Consider the following 17,829-nt stretch of genomic DNA (forward strand, 5'->3'; position numbering starts at 1 on the left):
TTCGGGTCGGCGGCGCGGGCGGTCTTGAAGGCGACCTCGATCCAGTCGTTGCCGGTGCGCTGCAGGTTCGAGTCGCGGCGGCCGCCCGAGCCGCCGTCGGCGTACGCCTCGTTCACGACGTCCCAGGCGTAGACCTTGCCCTTGTAGTGCGTCGCGACCTGCGTGACGTGGTTGATCATCGCGCTGCGCAGCGCGGAGCCGGACATGTTCTGCATCCACGTCGGCTGCTGGCCGTGCCAGGCGAGCGTGTGCCCGCGGACCCGCTTGCCGCGGCTCGTCGCCCAGTTGAGGATCTGGTCGCCGCTGGCGTAGCTGAACTGGTTCTGGTTCGGCTCGGTCGCGTCCTGCTTCATCTCGTTCTCGGCCGTGACCATCGAGAACTCGCGGTTCGCGATGGTGGTGTACGTGCTGTCCCCCAGCCTGCCGCCGGCGAGGGCGGTGCCGAAGTAGCGCCCGCTCTGCGCGGCCGCGGCGCCGAGGGTGCTCTCCGCGGCGGTCGCGGGCTGCGCCGCGGTCAGGCAGGCGAGGGTGGTGGCGACGGCCAGGGTCGCGGCGGCGAGCGCCGTCCGCCCGCGTGCCGGGGTCCTTGTCATGAGGCACCTCTCCGTGGGCACCCGCCTCCGGGCGGGTGGGGCGACGACCCGCGACGCGGGAGTCGGCACTCCGCGTGTACATCGATGAACGAGCGCGGGTGCCGAGACGGGGCCACGGGTTGCTGTTAGCGCTCACACTGCAGAAGTCCCGCCATCGCCTCCACGGTCGAAACATTTCAGGCGGGGCGAATCCCGCAAGCACCACCCCGGGACGGTCAGAAGTCGCCCGCGTTCAAGGTGGCCTGCATGGCCCGGACAGCGGGCGACGGCAGCCAGATCTCGCCGTCGACGACCGTGCCGTACCGGCGCTGCAGCGCCATGTAGAACTTCCGGCCCGCGACGCCGTCGACCGCCCCGTCGTACTGGCCGGCCGCGGCCGTGCGCCGCATCATCTCCACGATGAGCGGCGACCCCGCCGTGCCGGGCTCCCAGTCGTAGACCCAGCCCGACGTCAGGCCCGGCTGCGCGTTGGGCTTGTACTGGTGCCACACCTCGCCGTCGACGTACGTGCTGAGCACCTGTTGCGCCTTCGTCGTCGTCGCGGAGCCCCACACGCCGTCCTCGACGATCCCGCCCGCCGCGGACGGGACCGCGCCGCCGGCGGGCCCCGGCGTCGGGAGCGCCCCGCCGGCCAGCGCGAGCAACCGTCCGACGTCGAACGCGCCCGGGTCGCCGTGGTCGTTGCCGGGCACGTGCTCGTGGCCGAGGATCCCGCGGTACCCGTACCAGGTCGACGTCGCGAGCCGCTGGCCGCCGCCGTTGCCGTACGACGCCGGGTACGGGACCCACGTCACGGACGACGTCATCGGCACGCCGAGGCGGTCCGCGATCAGCTTCACCAGCCCGGCGAGGTACCCCATCGGCCCGTCCGGCATCGACGGCACGAACGCCGACGCGAGCGCACCGTTCCGCGGGTCCGACGTCCCGACCACCTCGAGCTGCACGGCCCCCATCGTGTTCGTCGAGACCCCCGGCGGGGCCTTCAGCGACCAGGCCGCCTCGTTCAGCGAGTAGTGCTGCCGGAACGTCCGCGCCCACGGGTCGACCGTCGCGTGGGGCGCCGACCGCCCGTCCTGGTAGGTGCCCGCCGACGGGTACCCGCCGCCCTCGGTCGTGTGCAGCACGACCAGCGACGGCTCGCGCTTCCACGCGAGCGTCGTCGGGTTCGCGAACTCCTGCCGGGACCCGCCCGGGTAGTCGTCGTCGAACCAGCCGTCGACGCCCCGCCACGCCGGGCGCACGAGGTCGTGCCCCCACTGCTCCGGCTCGTCGCCCAGGCCGACGGGTGCGGGTTCCGGCTCCGGCTCCGCCCGGCCGGCCGGGACGGGCGTCGCCGGCGGGCCGGGTGGCAGGGTCAGGTCGATCTCGGACATGGCAGTGCCCCCTCTGCGTGTGTCGTCACGACAGATCCTCAGAGCGCGGGATCGCGCCCGACAGGGCCCTGACGACCGGCGAAGGAGGCAGATCGGGCACCCGCAGATACACCCGTCAGCGGCGGCGCGACGGCTCGAACGTGCAGCTCGGGTCGTCGCCGAGCAGGTCGCCCGTGCGGGCGTACGCCTGCGAGCGCGACCCGCCGCACACCGCGGCGAACTCGCACCGCCCGCACCTGCCTCCCAGGGCGGCGGGGTCGCGCAGCGACCTGAGCACGGGCGACGTCCGGTACACCTCCGGGAACGGCACGTCCCGGACGGACCCGGCGACGACCGGCAGGAACCCGCTCGGGTACACGTCCCCCACGTGGTCGACGAACGCGAACCCCCGGCCCGACCCCACGTCCATCGGGGGCCGCGGCGGACGGCGCGGGAACTCGCCGCCGGCGAGCGCCAGTGCCGTCGCCCGGCGCAGGCGCACGCGCAGGGGGCCGGGCGGGAACACGGCGTCGGGGTCGTCGGTGGCCGCGCGCTGCACCGCTACCCGGCGGTGGTGCGCCGCCTCCGTCGCCTTCACCGGCACCAGGTCGGACACCTCGTGCAGCCAGTGCAGCACGTCCTCCTCGTCGTGCGCGGTCAGCGCGTCGAGCGCCTGCCCCCGACCGGTCGGCACCAGGAAGAACACGCTCCACAACGACACGCGCGCGTCGAGGACGCGCCGCAGCACGAACGGCAGCTCGTGCACGTTGTCCGCGGTGACCGTCGTGTTCACCTGCAGGCGCAGGCCGGCGTCCCGGACCGCGTCGAGCGCGGCGAGCGTGTCGTCGAAGACGCCGGGCACGCCCCGGAACGCGTCGTGCGTCGCCGCCTCGGCGCCGTCGAGCGAGACCGACACCGCCTTCGCCCCGGCGTCCCGCAGCTCGTCGAGCACGTCGCGCGTGAGCCGCGGCGTCACCGACGGCGACAGCGACACGCTCAGCCCGAGCGACGTCCCGTACCGGACGAGCTCCGCCAGGTCCGGGCGCTCGAACGGGTCGCCGCCGGTGAGGACGACGAGCGGCCGCGGCGCACCGAACGACGCGAGCTCCTCGAGCAACCTGCGGCCCTCGTCGGTCCCGAGCTCGCGCGGGTCCCGGCGCGGGATCGCGTCGGCACGGCAGTGCCGGCACGCCAGCGCGCACGCCCGGGTGACCTCCCAGATGACGATGAACGGGCGGTCGGCCGTGTCGTGGTGCAGCAGTCGGACGGGCCGGGCGCGCCCTGCCGGGGAGGGCTGGCCGGGTCCGGTCCCCGCGCCGTCCATGCGTGCCTCCTCGTCGCCGCGCACCGACGCCGGCGCACCCGGTCACGCTAGGGACCACGCACGGCGGCACCCCGGACCTAGGTCCCGACCGGGCTCCCGCGACGACACCGGCCCTACGATGCGGCGATGGACCTGGCCGGGCTCGTCGGGTACGTCCGCTCTCGCGCGGACGGCGTCGTGACGTCGCTCGGGCCGGACGGCCAGCCGCAGGCGGCGTACCTCCCCCTCACCGCCACCGACGGCGGCGAGCTCGTGCTCGACGCCCGCGTCACGTCGCGCAAGGTCGAGAACATCCGCCGGGACCCGCGCGTCGCCGTCGTCGTGGGCGGCGCCGACGGGACCACCCTGCAGGCCGAGGGCCACGCCGACCTGCCCGAGGGTGCCGACCGCGACCGGTGCGCGGCTGCCTACGTCGACGCGTTCCCGCAGTTCGCGGCCTCGCTGTCGGACCCCGGGATCGTCGTCGTCCGCGTCACGCTGTCGTGGGCGCGGCTCGGCGACCACCGCGACGGCGCGCGGGTCGAAGAGGTCGACCTGACCGGCTGACGTCGCAGCACCTCCCCTGAGGTGTCCACAGCTCACGGCGCCCGCGGGCCTGTGGATGACCAGCGGGGGCGTCCGCCGGCCGTTGCTTCGATGCACGCATGCCGACGCGCACATCTGCCCTGATCCCCCTGCTCCTCGTGCTCACGGCCTGCTCAGCGCCCGAGCACGACCAGGGGCCCCCGACGAGCCTCGACCACGAGATCAGGACGATGGACGAGTCGCTGAGCATCCGCGTGCCCGCCGACTGGCAGCGGATGGACGAGTCCCTGCTTCCTGCCGCGGTCGTCCTGGCGGCGCAGGGGTCCGACGAGCGCGACCTGGTGATCGTCAGACGCTTCGACGACCAGCGCGGCGCGGAGGACCAGGCGGTCTGGGTGGCCGCAGGCCTCAGCGACCGTGGCGTCATCTGCGAACGCCTGGACTCGTCGGACGTGCTGGGCGCGTCGAACCTGGTGTTCGACTGCCCGTCGCCCGAGGGCGAGACCGCGCGGCGGCTCCTGGTGCCCGTGCCGACTGCTGACGGCAGCGTGCTGTTCCTGGTGGAGACGTCCGCCGGGGACTCCCTCGAGCACGCAGCGGCGGTGGCCGGCCCGATCGTCGCGAGCCTGAAGACGTTCTGACGTGCCGGCCTCGTCGCCCCGGCGGTCACGGACACGCGGGCGACAGCGGTGGCACCGGCGAAGCCGCGGCCTGCGCCCGAGGCGTCACGTGCGCGCGGCGAACCGCGCCTCGACACGTCCCGACGCGGCGTCGAACGCGAGCACCCGGCCGTCCCACGAGCACACGACGACCGACCGGGACGACTGACGGACCCGGACCGGGTCCGAGCCCTGCACGAGCACCGACCAGGCGCCGAGCGGCACGACACGATCGCCGGAGACGAGCACTCCGTCCTGGCTCGCCGTGACGACCGCGACACAGGCCCCCGCGTCGACCAGCGTGGCCGACCCGTCGTCCAGCCGGGTGCGGGTCGGCTGACCGTAGGTGGTGTGGCGCCGGAGGAACGCGACGCCGTCGTCCCCCGTGGTGGTCAGCAGGGCACCGTCAGCCGTGAGCCCGGCCGAGACGACCGCGCCGACGCCGAGGTCCACCACGCCGCGCGCACGCAGCAAGCCGTCCGGCAGCGACCATCTCCACAGCTGCACGCCCGGTTCGAGCTCACCGGAACCGTCGGCGCGGATCGTCGCCGCGAGCGAGCTCGAGCTCCGCGCGAGGTCGAGGACCCGCTCGCCCGGCGCGAGCCGCTGCCGCCACAGCACCTTCGGACTCTCACCGGTGACGTCCCACGCCGCGAGGCCTCCGTCGTCCACCACCACGAGCGACGCGCCGTCGAACGTCGTCGCCGTGCGCCGCACGTCGACGACCGCCCATCGGGCGGTCCGGCGGGTCACGAGGTCGAGCCGGTGCAGCTCCGTCGACCGCCCACCACCCACGACGAGCAGCGCGACCGCGCCGTGGTCCGCCACGACCAACCGGTCGGCGGGCACGTCCCACCGGGCCCGCACCTGACCGGACGGACCGTACAGCCGGGTGCCGAACCCGCCGTGCGCCACCAGGACCCCGGACCTGACGACGGCGGCGTCGAGGATCGGCAGCTCTCCTCGGCCCGCGAGGACGAGGCTGTGCCGCGCGGCGCGGTCGGGCCGCCGGACGGGCCCCCGACGCGCCAGGTCGGCGACGGCGAGCGGGTCCGCGCGGCGGTGCAGGTCGGCGAGGAGGGTCTTCCTGCGCGCGTCAGGAAGGTCCGCGACGACGTCCGGATCGCGGACCAGCAGCCGTGCCGCGGCGGTGGCGAGGCGGCGATCCACCACGGGATCGCCGACCGGCCAGGTGCCGAGGGTGTCGACGAAGGAGGGTCGCCCGTCGTGCTCCCCCGGCCGCTCGTGCTCCTCGGCCGAGGCCGGTGTCTCGAGGAGCTCGACGGCCGCGGCGACCGCCGCCGCGGTGGGCCGGTGCGACACCGCCAGGGCGAACATCTCGGCGGCCTCGGGGCCGCCGAGCGACATCGCGCTCGCCAGGTCCCCCTGCACCTCGTCACGCAACGACGGCTGCGGCCACGCGGCCCGGACGGCACCCGACGGGTCGCCCAGGTCGCGGCAGTGCCGCACCCACTCCCCGCGCCAGGCGAGGTCTTCGTCCGGCCCGAGCAGCGCGGCCACCTGGGCGAACCCACCGCGGCGGCGCGCGATGCCGAGGGCCCGGCCGTGCTGCCCGAGCTTCCACCACAGACGGATCGCGACCTCGGCCGGCAGTGCGCGTGATTCGGCCAGCTCGGCGGCGAGGGCGAGCCGCTCCTGGCGCTCGAGCATCCGCACGGCATCGAGGGGTCGGTCCAGGAGGTCGGCCAGGACGTACGCCGCCTCGTCGATCCGACCGTCGCGCTCGAGCCGCGCGGCCGCCTCCTCGTAGTGGCGGCCCAGCGCGGCCTGGACCGTGCCCGCATCGAGGGCGACGGACCGGCCGGCGTGCTGAGGACCGGTGTGCGGCCGCAGCGCACCCTCACGGGTCCGCGGGAGCCGCAGGCTCAGTCCGCCGACCCCGCCGCCCAGGGCGATCGCCCGGCGCAGCGCCTCGTCGTACCGGCCCGCCTCGAACTGGCGCGCGAGGTCCGCGACGTACCGGGCGTGCCTGCGTGCCATGAGCCGGCCCCCGGGCGCCCGGAGCACCAGACGTGCGAGGAGGTCCGATCGAGGTCCGGGCACCCGCTCGCCCGTGCCCGGCCCCCGGCTGCCGGCACCGCGGTGCGCCGGTGCGGCTCGTTCGGCGAGCTCGGCCGCCACGCCGTCGCGCCGACGCCCCGGCCGGACCCCGGCGCGCGCCGCCAGGTCGACGGCGGGCTCGGCGGGGACGGCGTCGGCGACCGCGACCGGAGCCGGGGCGGCCTGCTCCACGGCCGCCAGGTGCTCGACCACGAGACCGGACAGGTCGACCCAGTGGGCGAGGTCGACGAGCGGGAGGTCGCCGATCGGGGCGGAGCACGACCGGCCGCGCCACGACCATCGCAGCACGTCGTCGGACGCCAGCTCGAGCGGCACTCCCGGCGCGAGCTCCGCACGCACGTGCACGGGCTCGGGCAGGCGCAGGGCCCACCTGCCGTCGGGCATCGTGTGCAGGGTCGCACCGCGTCGCCACGAGGCCAGCACGCGGCGGCGGCACTCGGCCTCCCCGAGCACGGGCACGTCGAGCACGAGGACGTCCGCCGGAGCGGCGCCCCGCCACGGGAGTCGGCCCGTCATGCGAGGTTGCCCGGGTACGTCGCGATGCGCACACCTCGCCGGAGGTCGTGCAGCTCGATCTCGCCCTCGCCGAGATCACGTGCGAGCCAGGGACGGACCGGGTGGACCGCCACCCTCTGGTGCGCGCCGCTGAGCGAGGTGAGCGTCCGTTCCGCACCCCGCGTGACGAGTCGCAGCACGATCTGTCCGGCGGAGATCGTCACCAGGTGCGGCTCGCCGGCGTCGAGCTCGACGAGACCGACGACGTCAGACCCCGGCCTCGTCCCGACGTCGAGCTGCCGGTGGCGGGTGTGGACGAGCCGCCACGTCCCGCCGCCGGTCTCGACCGCGAGCCACCCGCCGCCGCTCACCACGCGTGCGTCCGGCGGCGCGGCCACCGCACCGAAGCCGGCGGCACCGACCTTGTCCTGCACGTTCCGCATCGCGACGACCACCTGGTCCCCGTCCTTCGGCACGACGGCGACGGCCTGCGGCGCGACGGTGACCCCCGTCGAGAGCGACAGCAGGTGCCAGGCCGACGGCCAGCCGACCCACAGCTCGCCCTGGTGGTGGTGCACGGGCGCGAGGACCGCCGCTCCGGCGAGCTCGGCCTCGGTGAGCCGCAGCGTGCTGCCCTCGAGGAACGTCCCGTCCCACGTGCGCAGCTGCTTGCCGAGCACCGTGACCGTGGCGCCTCCGGCCGTCGCGTGCAGGACGACGAGGCGACGCCCGGTGGCGCCGGCCGCGACCACCGGGCCGGGCAGACGCCGGACCCGCGGCATCGCCTTCAGCTGGTCCTCGACGATCCGTGCCGTGACGAGCTCGTGGCGGCCCTGCCCGCGCCCGACGAGCGCGTGCCCGGAACCGGTGAGGATCGCGTCGCGCAGGACGAGCCCCCCGTCGCGCGTCGTCCGACGGCGTGGGACGGCCTCACGTCGAAACCCTTGGCCACGCAGCACCCGCAGCGCTTCCGGCGCCGGCGGTACGGGCAGCCGCACGCGCTCACCGGCGAGCACCACGTCGACACCGACCACCCCGGCGTCGGACCACGTCCCTTCGCTCACGGTGAGCACCTGCCGGACCGGTCTGGCCGGGACGGGGAGCCGGTCGACGAGCCCGGGCCGGACGACGAACCAGGCGTCGGGGTCGGCGTCGCGCCGGTCGGCCACGGTCTCGGGTCCGGCGTCCGTGACCTGCCGGGACGTGAGCCACCCGCTCAGGAGCTCGGGCAGGTCCCCCTGCAGCCAGGTGTCCGGAGCGTGTCCGAGGATCCCGACCTCGAGGCAGGCACCCCGCCCCGCCGCGCGACGGTGCAGGACGACGAGCGCGGCGAGCTGGACGAGGCGGGCGGCCCCCGCCTGCGCGGGACCGGTGTCGACGACCACGCGCGTCACCCCGCCGGGGGGATCGTGCCGGAACGCGGTCTCGACGTGCAGCAGCTCGCGCGACGCCGCCCGGCGAAGGAACTCGTCCGGCTCCACGTCGAGGAGCGCCCACTCCGAGGCGAGCAGCCGTTCCGGTGCTCCCCGGGTCGACAGGCCCCCGTAGCCCTCCGGCTCACCGTCGGGCCCTTCGACGTCGACGTGCCGGGCGACCAGCTCGTCGACGCGCTGGAGCAGCGGCGCGAGCGCGTGGACCACAGCCGGCTCGAGCGCCGCCAGCGCCGCGGACCACCCCTGGACGGCGGCGGGCAGGGCGGCCGTCGCCCCGCTCCTCAGCGCCACGGTTGCAACGCCTGCGCGTCGACGCCGCGGTGCGGGACCGGCGCGCCGAGCAGGCCGTCGGGCAGCACGGCGACGAGCGGCGCTCCCCGCAGATGCCGCCGGGCCGCGGCCGCGACCAGGTCGGCGGGCAGCGACGGTCGACGCCCGGTCGGCATGAGCACGCCGGCGTCCCACCCGAGGTACCGGGCACCGTCGCACCACGGCAGCTCGTCCGCCGGACCGAGCACGAGCAGCCGCCGGCCCGCCCCTGCCGCACGCAGGCCGGAGGCGCCGGTGTCCAGGCGCCGGACGGTCTCTTCGGCGAGCAGGCGCGCCGCCGTCCCCGTCGCCGTCACGGCGGCCGCCGCGAGCGGAGGCTCCCGGACGACCCACGAGAGCGCTGCGGGTGCGGTCACGCCCGGACCGCGCCGATCAGCCGGCCACGGACATCGGCGAGGTGCTCCGGCATGTCCTCCGCGTCGAACGCGCTGTCGATCTCCCGCAGGACCGCCTCGAGCCGCAGCCGTGCATCCCCGGTCGCCGCCTCGGACCCGACGTCGTCGAGCAGCCCACGGCCCGAGCTCGCGAGCCGGTCGGCGCGCGCGGCACGTCCACGTGCGAGCTCCTCCGCCGCACCGACCAGCGTGGCGTTGCGCCCGTCCGCGACGAGGTCGGCGAGCGCCTCGCGGGCGGTGGCCTGGGCGTCCGCCGTCGGCGCCACGAGCGGCAGCACCCACAGGTCGGAGGTGGTCGCCACGTGACGCCCGTCGAGCACCGCCGCTGCCGCGACGAGGCGCTGGCTGCGGACCGCCCGACGGTCGGTGAGCGCGACCCCCGCGGCACGGAGGCGCCGGACCGCGGTCGCGAGCGCCGGCTGGACGGGCGAGAGGTCGCACGCGTCGGCCGCACGGGTGAGCCGGTCGAGGACGCTCAGCATCTCGTCCGCCGCCACGTCGGCCGGAGCCGCGTCGTCGTCCGCGCGGGCACCGCGCCAGCCGGCCTCGAGCAGCTCCTCGAGCCGGGAGTCCGCAACCGGGTCGACGAACACGCGCGCGAGGAACCGGTCCGCGAACGCGGCCAGCGCCGTCTCCTCGGGGATGCTGTTCGACGCCCCGACGCACACCCGCAGCGGCACGCGCACCCGCGTCGACCCGCGACGGAAGCTGCGCTCGTTGAGGATGCCGAGCAGCGTGTTGAGGATCGCCGTCGAGCCGAGGAACACCTCGTCGAGGAACGCGACGTCGGCCTCGGGGAGCATGCCGGTCGTCTCCACCTCGACCACGCCCTCGCGGAGCCGCCGCAGGTCGACCGGCCCGAACACCTCGCTCGGCTCGGTGAACCGCCCGAGCAGGTACTCGAAGTACTCTCCGCCGAGCTGCCCGGCGATCCGACGGACGACCTGCGACTTGCCTGTGCCGGGCGGGCCGATGACGAGCACGTGCTCCCCCGCGACCGCGCACAGCGCCACGACCTCGGCGAGCACCTCTCGGTCGACCAGGCCGTCGCAGGCGCGGGTGACGGCAAGGCGAAGGCGTGCGGCGTCGTCCATCGGGTCCCTTCCACCGGGTGTGGTCGGGCGCCCGACCGGCCCTGCAGTCTAGGGACGGGCCTCCGTGTCGACGAGGACATTCACCCAGGCGGCCCGACGACGCGCACGCCGCCTCGACATCAGGGGCCGAGGGCGGTCGACGCGGACGGCGAGGCGCCTCCCTGCCGGGTCGCAGGTCAGGGTTGCGTGACCTGCACCCGGGTGAGCGTGACGGCCCCCTGCAGCGAGATCGCGCGGCCCTGGAGGGTCGAGTCGCGGTTGATCGTCACGTCGCCGTTGGCGAGCAGCACCCCGCGCAGCTGCGAGCCGTCGCCGGCCGTGACCGTCGACCCGCTCACGAAGAAGATCTTGTCCGGCGCGGCGCCGCGCTTCAGGGCGACCGTGGCGCCGGGGGCGAACGTGAGCGACGACCCGCTGACCACGAACGTGCGGCTGGGGTCGCCACCGGCGTCGAAGGTGACGGTGCCGGACACGGTGACCGGTCCGGACCGGCGCAGCACGCCGGGGGTGACGGTGCCGGTGAGGGTCGACGGCGCGGTCCCGGTCGCGGCGAGCGCGTTGAGGTCGCCGTACAGCTTGAGGGCGTCGGTCCGGGCGTTCACCGCTCCCGCGGTGTTCTTGTCGGTGCTGCCGGTGACGTCCCACGGCCAGAACCCGGTGACGCCGGTGCCGGGCGAGACACCGATGCTGCCCGTGATCGAGCTGCCGATGCCCAGGACCTCGGCGTTCGCGATCCGGGTGCACGCGAGGATCGCGTAGCTGGTGGCCCGGCCGAGCGACAGCGTCGACCAGGTCCCGGCCGCGAACGTGTTGTGCACGTTGCTGGTCCTCGCGGTGAACGCCGCGGACGACGCCGGTGACGCGTTCAGGACGAGGCCCGCGACGGACACGGCGACGACCGACACCGCCACGGCGGGCTTGAGGTGCTCGCGCCTGCGGCCCGGTGCGGGTCGCCGTCGCTCGTCGTCGCGAGGCCAGGACCACGCGGCGAGCCATACGGCGGCCCCGGTCCCGGCGAGCCACGACACGAGGGGGACGTACTGGTGCCCGGCGAGCCACATGCTCGGCAGCCCGACCCAGCGCACCAGCAGGCGCCCCTGCCCGGTGATCTTGTCGCGGGTCAGCGCGGTGCTGTCGGCGTCGTCGTTCGCGTCGCCCTTGGTGATCCACTCCTGGGGCGTGCGTCCCGGCGCGACGATCCGGTGCACGACGCGGTGCTGCCCGCCGCCCGCGGCCGGTCCCCAGAACTCGACGACGCCGCCGAGCGGGATCGGCGAGTCCTGCGGCAGCGGCGTGGACAGCACCAGGTCGCCGGGGCTGATGTGCGGCTCCATCGACCCGGTCTGCACGACGCTGCCGCGGAACCCGAACGCGAGCGGCAGCGCCGCGATCACGGTGAGCGCGACGACGAAGGACAGGTAGCACCGGGAGAGCGTGCCGAGGACGAACGCGGCCCAGCCGTCCCGGGACAGGACGGCCGGGCGCGCGTCGGGGCGTGCCTCGGGACGGGTGCTGCCTGCCTGCGTCGCCGCAGGCTCGCAGACGCCCGTCCGGGTCACGGCTGCGGCGTCGCGCTCTGCAGCTCCCACACCATGTCCATCGACACGGTCGCGCCCTGCAGCGAGTCGATCTGCTGCTGCGTCATCCCGGTCGTGTCGAACGTCCACGAGCCCTTGTAGGTCTTCGTCTCGCCCGCCGTGCCGGAGGTGGCCCAGCTCCCGCCGCCGGTCGCGTAGTCGTGGTTCGCCTGGGACATCGCCGTCAGGGACGCCGCGGGGTAGGTCCCGGCGTCGGCGACGAAGCCGGTGCAGTCGTTGAACGAACCGCCGGTGCCCTGCTCGACCTTGAAGATGATGCGGTCCTGCAGGCCCTGAGCGGACGCGGAGAGGTTCTGCACGTACGTGCGGACCTCGCCGGCGACGGTGGAGGTCGACTTCACGACGAGACACTTCTCGCCGTGCTGGCCGGGGACCAGCCCCGTGACGGTGAACCCGGCGGCGCCCTTGTCGTCGTCGGTCAGCGTGACCTGGCCGGTGCTCCACGAGTTGCCGGCGTTGCGGGTGGTGGCGGTGAAGGCGGCGGACGACGCGTTCCAGACCAGCGCGCCCGCGGCGAGGATCGCGACGGGGGCCGCGGCGAAGCCGGCGATGCGGCGCAGGTTGGTCGACGGTGCAGACATGCGTGGGTACTCCTCGGATGTTCCGGATCGGCCCCCTGCTTCGTCAGGGGGCGGCGGCGCGGGCTGTTCCGACGCGCCAAGAAGGGTTCGGTCGCATCCACCCGTTCGGCCTAGGCCGTACGTCCCGCGTTGCGCCGATCGGGAGCGAACGTGCTGGTCGGAGCGTCGGCGCTGTCCGACAGGTTTCACCCGCCCGCACCCAGGTGACAGGCAAGCGACGACTTGCCTATGGTGATCGTGTGACGGACGTGTTCAGGGCGCTCGACGACGAGACCCGTCGGCTGATCCTCGACGAGCTCGCCGCCCGGGACGGCCAGACGCTGTTCGAGATCTGCACGACGCTCACGATGCGCCACGGCGTCGGGTCGACCCGGCAGGCGATCTCGCAGCACCTCGCCGTGCTCGAGGACGCCGGCCTCGTGACGACCGAACGACGTGGCCGCACCAAGCTCCACCACTTCGACCCGACGCCGCTCGACGCCGTCGCGCGGCGCTGGCCCACCACAGGAAAGGCCGACCCATGAGGATCCAGCTCACCAGCATCTACGTGGACGACCAGCGAGCGGCGCTCGCGTTCTACACGGACGTCCTCGGGTTCACGACGCACCACGACATCCCGCTCGGCGACGACTTCTGGCTCACGGTCGTCTCCCCCGACGCCCCCGACGGGCCCGAGCTGCTGCTCGAGCCGTCCGGCCACCCCGCGGTCAAGCCCTACCGCGACGCCCTCGTCGAGGACGGCATCCCGCTCGCGCAGTTCGCCGTGGACGACGTCGAGAGCGAGTACCAGCGGCTGACGGGCCTCGGCGTCACCTTCACCCAGCCGCCCACCGACATCGGGCCTGCCGTCGTCGCCGTCCTCGACGACACGTGCGGCAACCTGATCCAGCTCATCGCCCCGAAGACGCCGGCCTGACCGGGGCCGCAGGACGCCGGCGCACGGTCAGGCCGGGGCGTCGAGGCGGGCGACGACGTCCGCGTCGAGCGTGAGGCGGGCCCCCGCGACGGCCTCCTCGACCTGCTCGACGCGGGTCGCGCCGACGATCGGCACGACACCGTGCGCCACGAGCCACGCGAGCACGACCTGGTTCGCCGAGACGCCGAGCCCGGCCGCGACCTCCCGCAGCACGGCCAGCCGCGCGGTCGTGCCCGGGTGCTCGAAGATCTCCTGCAGCGGCTTGTCCGGCCGGGTGTACGCGCCGAACATCAACGTGTTGTACGCCCACAGCGTCAGGTCGCCCTCGGCCGCCAGGTAGTCGAACGTCTCCCCCGTCGCGAGCGTGTGCCCACCCTCCGGCAGGTGCACGCCGGGGCGCGGCTGCAGGTAGGTGTGCCGGAGCTGCACCTGCGTGAACGGCGCGACGCCGAGGTCGCGCGCGACCCGCCGCGCCCGCTCCAGCCGCCACGTCGCGTGGTTGCTCGCGCCGAGCACGCCGACGGTGCCGTCGGCGACGAGCGCACCGAACGCCGCGACCGTCTCCTCCACGGGGACGGCCCGGTCCTCGACGTGCGCCCAGTAGACGTCGACCCGATCGGTGCCCAGACGCTTCAGCGAGCCCTCGAGCGCAGCCCGGATCGCGGCCGCCGACAACCCCTCGACGTCGTCGAGCGTCCGGTCGCCCGGCGTGCGCGGGCGCGCACCGACCTTCGTCGAGAGCACGACCGCGTCACGGCTGCCGCGCGCCGCGAGCCAGCGGCCGATCGTCGCCTCGCTCTCGTCGCCCGTGCAGCCGTCCTGCCAGAACGGGTAGTTGTCCGCCGTGTCCAGCCGGATGCCGCCGAGCTCCACGAACCGGTCGAGGATCGCGAACGAGCCCTCCTCGTCCACGGTCGTGCCGAGCGGGATGGTCCCCAGAGCCAGTCGCAGGTCCGTCATGCGCGACACCCTGCCGCTTCGAGCGCGCTCGAACGCAAGCGTCCGGCTCCGGGGCGCCGCGGAGAGCGATCGCCTGGGCACGATCGGTCCGCCGCCACGGGACGATGCTCAGCGGGAGGCCCAGGCGCTCATGAGGACAGGATCGTGGCCCGCTCCTGTGAGGAGCTGCGCACACACCCAGGCAGCCGGTGCGAGGTCCAGCGAGCGCGCGAGATCCGGCAGCCGCCGCGCCCCGACACGAGCGCCCACCAGCGCACCTGCGAGCGCGGCAGCAACGGGGTGCGCACCGTCGACGCGATCGCTCCAGCTGTGCTCCGAGACATCGAGCGATCGGGCCAGCCGTGTCGCCTCCGCCAAGATCCGCAGCAGCGGTTCGTCGACGCTCCTCGGATCGACCCGGACCTCGGCCGGGGAGGCGAGGTATCGGAGCGCGGCGTCGCCCTGGTCATCGGGCAGGGGGCCTGCTTCGCCGGCCCACCAGAGCGCGGTCGCGTAGCCCGGATGCTCGAGACCGTCCACGTACCTGCTGTCACCCCGACCGTCGACGTCGTCGCCGTTGATCCGGTAGGCGACCGCACGGACGGCCACCCGGGCGACCGCGCGCTCCGACGCGCGTCGCCGTGGTGCGAACCCCTGCTGGATCGACGCACTGAGCCACGCCCCGTCGACCATGTCCACCGGCCGGTTCCCGGAGCGCGTGGTGATGCACAGGGCGAACGGCAGAGAGTGCGCGACAAGGGTCCCGACGTCTCCGTCGTCGAGCAGCCCGACCGCCCGTGCTGCGGCATCAGGTTCGTACTCGCCCGGGCCCGCGCTGAGGGCGTTCGCCACGGCGACGGCGGAGCGCAGGTGCTCGCGGCCGAGCGGGCCGACGGCGACGTGACCCGTTCGAGGGGACGACGGCCTCGCGAACGGCGGGCGATGCTTCGCGGCGGACACCCCGGCGAGGTGCTCACCGATGCAGAAGCCGAGCAGCGCTCCGACCACTCGATCGCCCATCGCTCGATCCGGGGTCGTCACAGCTCAGGCCCTCCTGACCGCGCGCGGCCGGTCATGCCGCCCACCAGTCACCGTCACGACGCTCGGCAGCACGTGGAAAGAAGTCCCCGTACCTGGCCGCGCCCTCCGTGTGGATCGGCACGACAGCACGTGCATCGATCGCTGCGCACAGCCGGCGAAGGTCGGCGACGCTCGCGTGCCCGGAGGTGTGGTGCTCGACGAAGGGAATCCTCTTCGCCGCGCAGAGGCCGCGCAGACGCGTGCCCGAGGCCTCGCTCAGATATCCGGACCACATCGACCAGATCACCGCGCCCGAGGCGTCCAGCGCGCCGGCGGCGAGCTCGGCGATCGACGACGACCCGGTGTAGATCGCATAGCGGTCGGGACGCGCCGCGATCTGCTCGTCGAACACCCTCAACCCGCGAACCTCAGCGGTCCGACGGAACTCACCCGACCGGAGCACCCGGAGCTTCTGGCGCCGCGGCACCCACACACCGAGCGACGGGAAGCCTGGCTGAGGGATGGAGCTGCGGCTCGTCGCCTGAGCGACGGCGACACCGTAGAGGTCGACGAGCAGGGTCCGGCCCGCCCGCCGGGCCGCCCGGTAGCAGGAGACCAACCGGTCGACGTTCTGAGCCGACGCAGCCACGACCACCAGGCCTCGCGTCGCTCGCAGGGTCCCGGCGATCGCACGCTCGACGTCGGCCTCCGACTCCGTCCGCTGCGCAGGCACGTCGTCCGCCGACGCGCGGACGTGGGTGCCCTCCATGATCAGGGTGTCCACGTGCTCCGGCGGCTCGGCGACCAGTCGCTCGAACAGGACGGACTTGCGGCCGTGCCCCCGCAGGTCGCCGGTGTAGAAGACTCGCCGGCCGCACGCGTCGATCTGCAACGCGTAGGCGTCGAACGCGCTGTGATCCACGAGATACGGCGTGACGGTGAAAGGACCGATCCGCAGCGGGACGCGGTCGGCGAGGTGCACCGTCGGCCGGAGCGACGGCCCCGGCGAGAAGAACCGGGCGGCTTCGACGACGGCCGCCGCCGCCTTCCCGGCGAAGACGGGGACGTCCGGGCTGACCTGGTCGAGAAGCCCGTAGTGGTCGAGGTGCCCGTGCGAGATGACCACGCCGAGCAGGCTCGGGTCGTCGCCCGACGCGAGTCCTCGGACCGCCGGCAGCTCGACCGCGTCGCCGGCGCGCGCCGACAACGGCCGACCCACGTCCAGCACGAGACGCGCACCGCCGGCCTCGAGCTCGATGCATGTGCCGCCGATCTCCTGCGTGCCTCGGTGCACGCGGACCCACAGTTCCTCTGTCATGCCGGGGAGGGTGGCACCGACCACCGACACCGGTGCCGCGGGACGCCCGCTCGGTCCGCGGATCTCCCACGGGAGGCAGCTCAGTCGATGCGCTCGAAGTCACCGAGGATCGACACCTCGTACAGCTCGACCTGCGGCACCTGCAGATCTCGCCTCGCCAGGGCGTCTCGGACCCGTCGCATCTTGTCCTTCTGCACAGGCGGGGCCCCCTTCTGGAGCACCACGACCGGTGTCACCCGGAGATCGTCCGGAAGTGCGACGGAGAAGCCCACGACCTGACCCAGGCTCTGCCGCTGCGCCAGCATGCCCGCGATGACCTGCCGGGGCGCCGCGCCGTCGAGCGCGGTCTCGCCGTCGACATCGATCCATCGCTGGAGCACTCGCGCGTACATGGTGGCCTGAGCGGGCACCCACGCGATCGTCCCCGCTCCCAGCGGCTTGACCTCGATGGCCAGGAGTCGTCCGTCGGCGTCCACCGCCAGGAGGTCGCACTCGGCACCGAGCGACGCAGGTGGCCGGTCGAGCGACTCGGCCGCCGCCCAGGCGGCATCCGTCATCGGCGCCATGCACTCGTCCAGGACCGACCGTTTGTAAGCGGTGTCGACGAAGGACGGGATGACCTCCCGGTCGAGCACGGCCCAGTCGCCGCTCTCACTCCTGCTGACGACGCTCTGCACGGCGCCCTCCGTCATGCCGTGATCCCTCACCGCCTTCGGGACCACCCGCTCGAGGTACAGCTCGATCTGGCTCCACTCGCTGCGCACCTCGTCGAGCGTCAGGCTGTCTCCCCAGTGCGGCGAGAAGCCGTACGGACCCTCGGACCAGGTGGGATGGGCACCGAGGCGCAGGCCGCCCCTGGTCTCCTTGACGTTCAGGACTGCCGTCAGGCCGGCGTAGAGGGTCGCGTGCTGAGCGCCGCTCTTGGGGTTCTTGCGCATCTGGAGGTCGAGAGGCAGCGCGGCCTGCTGGGCGATCACCCGCAGCCGGTCAGCCACTCCTCCCGCGACGAAATGACCGAGGAACGCCGGGCTCACGCGACGGTCGTACCGGATCTTGAACGTGGGAACGGGCATCCGTGCCCTCCAGCCGCCGACGGTGCATTTCACGCTAGGGGGACGGCACGGCGCGGGCAACATCGCGACCCAGGAGCCGGACAGGGACGAGGCACGCGCGCC

17 protein-coding genes are annotated in these 17,829 nt (G+C 74.3%); 4 read left to right on the plus strand and 13 right to left on the minus strand.

Annotated features, from left to right (window positions below; translation table 11 throughout):
* The 3 genes from Cch01nite_RS00005 to Cch01nite_RS00015 form a co-directional block, all read right to left on the minus strand.
* Positions 1-593 (minus strand): endo-1,4-beta-xylanase (locus tag Cch01nite_RS00005; RefSeq protein ID WP_203747018.1); only part of this gene is annotated, 593 nt, incomplete at its 3' end.
* Between the two features lie 215 nt (positions 594-808).
* Positions 809-1,966: a hypothetical protein gene (locus Cch01nite_RS00010; RefSeq protein ID WP_203747021.1), complete on the minus strand. Its 1,158-nt coding sequence runs from the start codon at positions 1,964-1,966 to the stop codon at positions 809-811.
* 115 nt (positions 1,967-2,081) lie between these two features.
* Positions 2,082-3,269, minus strand: coding sequence for a TIGR04053 family radical SAM/SPASM domain-containing protein (locus Cch01nite_RS00015; protein ID WP_203747024.1), 1,188 nt, complete (start codon positions 3,267-3,269; stop codon positions 2,082-2,084).
* Positions 3,270-3,395: 126 nt separating this feature from the next.
* Here Cch01nite_RS00015 and Cch01nite_RS00020 point away from each other — a divergent pair, with 126 nt between their 5' ends.
* Both Cch01nite_RS00020 and Cch01nite_RS00025 read left to right on the plus strand, forming a co-directional pair.
* Complete coding sequence (locus Cch01nite_RS00020) at positions 3,396-3,815, plus strand: pyridoxamine 5'-phosphate oxidase family protein (RefSeq protein ID WP_203747027.1); 420 nt, start codon at positions 3,396-3,398, stop codon at positions 3,813-3,815.
* A 98-nt stretch (positions 3,816-3,913) separates the two neighbouring features.
* Positions 3,914-4,435 (plus strand): hypothetical protein, encoded by a 522-nt coding sequence (locus tag Cch01nite_RS00025; RefSeq protein ID WP_203747030.1) that lies wholly within the window; start codon positions 3,914-3,916, stop codon positions 4,433-4,435.
* Between the two features lie 84 nt (positions 4,436-4,519).
* On the opposite strand, the gene Cch01nite_RS00030 is transcribed toward Cch01nite_RS00025, so the two are convergent.
* The 6 genes from Cch01nite_RS00030 to Cch01nite_RS00055 all read right to left on the minus strand — a co-directional run bounded on the left by Cch01nite_RS00030 (position 4,520) and on the right by Cch01nite_RS00055 (position 12,461).
* Positions 4,520-7,051, minus strand: coding sequence for a bpX6 domain-containing protein (locus Cch01nite_RS00030; RefSeq protein ID WP_203747033.1), 2,532 nt, complete (start codon positions 7,049-7,051; stop codon positions 4,520-4,522).
* Positions 7,048-8,754, minus strand: coding sequence for a hypothetical protein (locus tag Cch01nite_RS00035; protein ID WP_203747036.1), 1,707 nt, complete (start codon positions 8,752-8,754; stop codon positions 7,048-7,050). Before Cch01nite_RS00035 ends, Cch01nite_RS00030 begins: the two co-directional genes overlap by 4 nt.
* Positions 8,745-9,149: a bpX5 domain-containing protein gene (locus tag Cch01nite_RS00040; RefSeq protein ID WP_203747040.1), complete on the minus strand. Its 405-nt coding sequence runs from the start codon at positions 9,147-9,149 to the stop codon at positions 8,745-8,747. The genes Cch01nite_RS00035 and Cch01nite_RS00040 overlap by 10 nt, the downstream gene beginning before the upstream one ends.
* Entirely contained in the window at positions 9,146-10,282 is a 1,137-nt protein-coding gene (locus Cch01nite_RS00045) for an AAA family ATPase (protein WP_203747043.1), read from the minus strand. Before Cch01nite_RS00045 ends, Cch01nite_RS00040 begins: the two co-directional genes overlap by 4 nt.
* 176 nt (positions 10,283-10,458) lie before the next feature.
* Positions 10,459-11,871: an ice-binding family protein gene (locus Cch01nite_RS00050; RefSeq protein ID WP_203747047.1), complete on the minus strand. Its 1,413-nt coding sequence runs from the start codon at positions 11,869-11,871 to the stop codon at positions 10,459-10,461.
* Complete coding sequence (locus Cch01nite_RS00055) at positions 11,838-12,461, minus strand: hypothetical protein (protein WP_203747050.1); 624 nt, start codon at positions 12,459-12,461, stop codon at positions 11,838-11,840. Before Cch01nite_RS00055 ends, Cch01nite_RS00050 begins: the two co-directional genes overlap by 34 nt.
* Before the next feature lie 239 nt (positions 12,462-12,700).
* Between Cch01nite_RS00055 and Cch01nite_RS00060 the strand changes: the two genes are divergently transcribed.
* A complete protein-coding gene (locus tag Cch01nite_RS00060; protein ID WP_203747053.1) occupies positions 12,701-12,985 on the plus strand; it encodes an ArsR/SmtB family transcription factor in 285 nt (94 codons plus the stop codon).
* Positions 12,982-13,377, plus strand: coding sequence for a VOC family protein (locus Cch01nite_RS00065; protein ID WP_203747056.1), 396 nt, complete (start codon positions 12,982-12,984; stop codon positions 13,375-13,377). Before Cch01nite_RS00060 ends, Cch01nite_RS00065 begins: the two co-directional genes overlap by 4 nt.
* 27 nt (positions 13,378-13,404) lie before the next feature.
* Here the strand turns inward: Cch01nite_RS00065 and Cch01nite_RS00070 are convergent, their stop codons facing one another.
* From Cch01nite_RS00070 to Cch01nite_RS00085, 4 genes are all read right to left on the minus strand, one after another.
* Positions 13,405-14,337 carry an aldo/keto reductase gene (locus Cch01nite_RS00070; RefSeq protein ID WP_203747059.1) on the minus strand — a complete coding sequence of 311 codons (933 nt, stop codon included), beginning with the start codon at positions 14,335-14,337 and terminating at the stop codon, positions 13,405-13,407.
* A 108-nt stretch (positions 14,338-14,445) separates the two neighbouring features.
* Positions 14,446-15,336, minus strand: a complete 891-nt coding sequence (locus Cch01nite_RS00075) for a hypothetical protein (RefSeq protein ID WP_203747062.1) — start codon at positions 15,334-15,336, stop codon at positions 14,446-14,448.
* Between the two features lie 52 nt (positions 15,337-15,388).
* Entirely contained in the window at positions 15,389-16,654 is a 1,266-nt protein-coding gene (locus tag Cch01nite_RS00080; protein WP_203747064.1) for an MBL fold metallo-hydrolase, read from the minus strand.
* An 80-nt stretch (positions 16,655-16,734) separates the two neighbouring features.
* Entirely contained in the window at positions 16,735-17,727 is a 993-nt protein-coding gene (locus tag Cch01nite_RS00085) for a hypothetical protein (RefSeq protein ID WP_203747066.1), read from the minus strand.
* Between the last annotated feature and the right edge of the window lie 102 nt (positions 17,728-17,829).

Source organism: Cellulomonas chitinilytica (genome assembly GCF_016862675.1).
Lineage (GTDB): Bacteria > Actinomycetota > Actinomycetes > Actinomycetales > Cellulomonadaceae > Cellulomonas > Cellulomonas chitinilytica.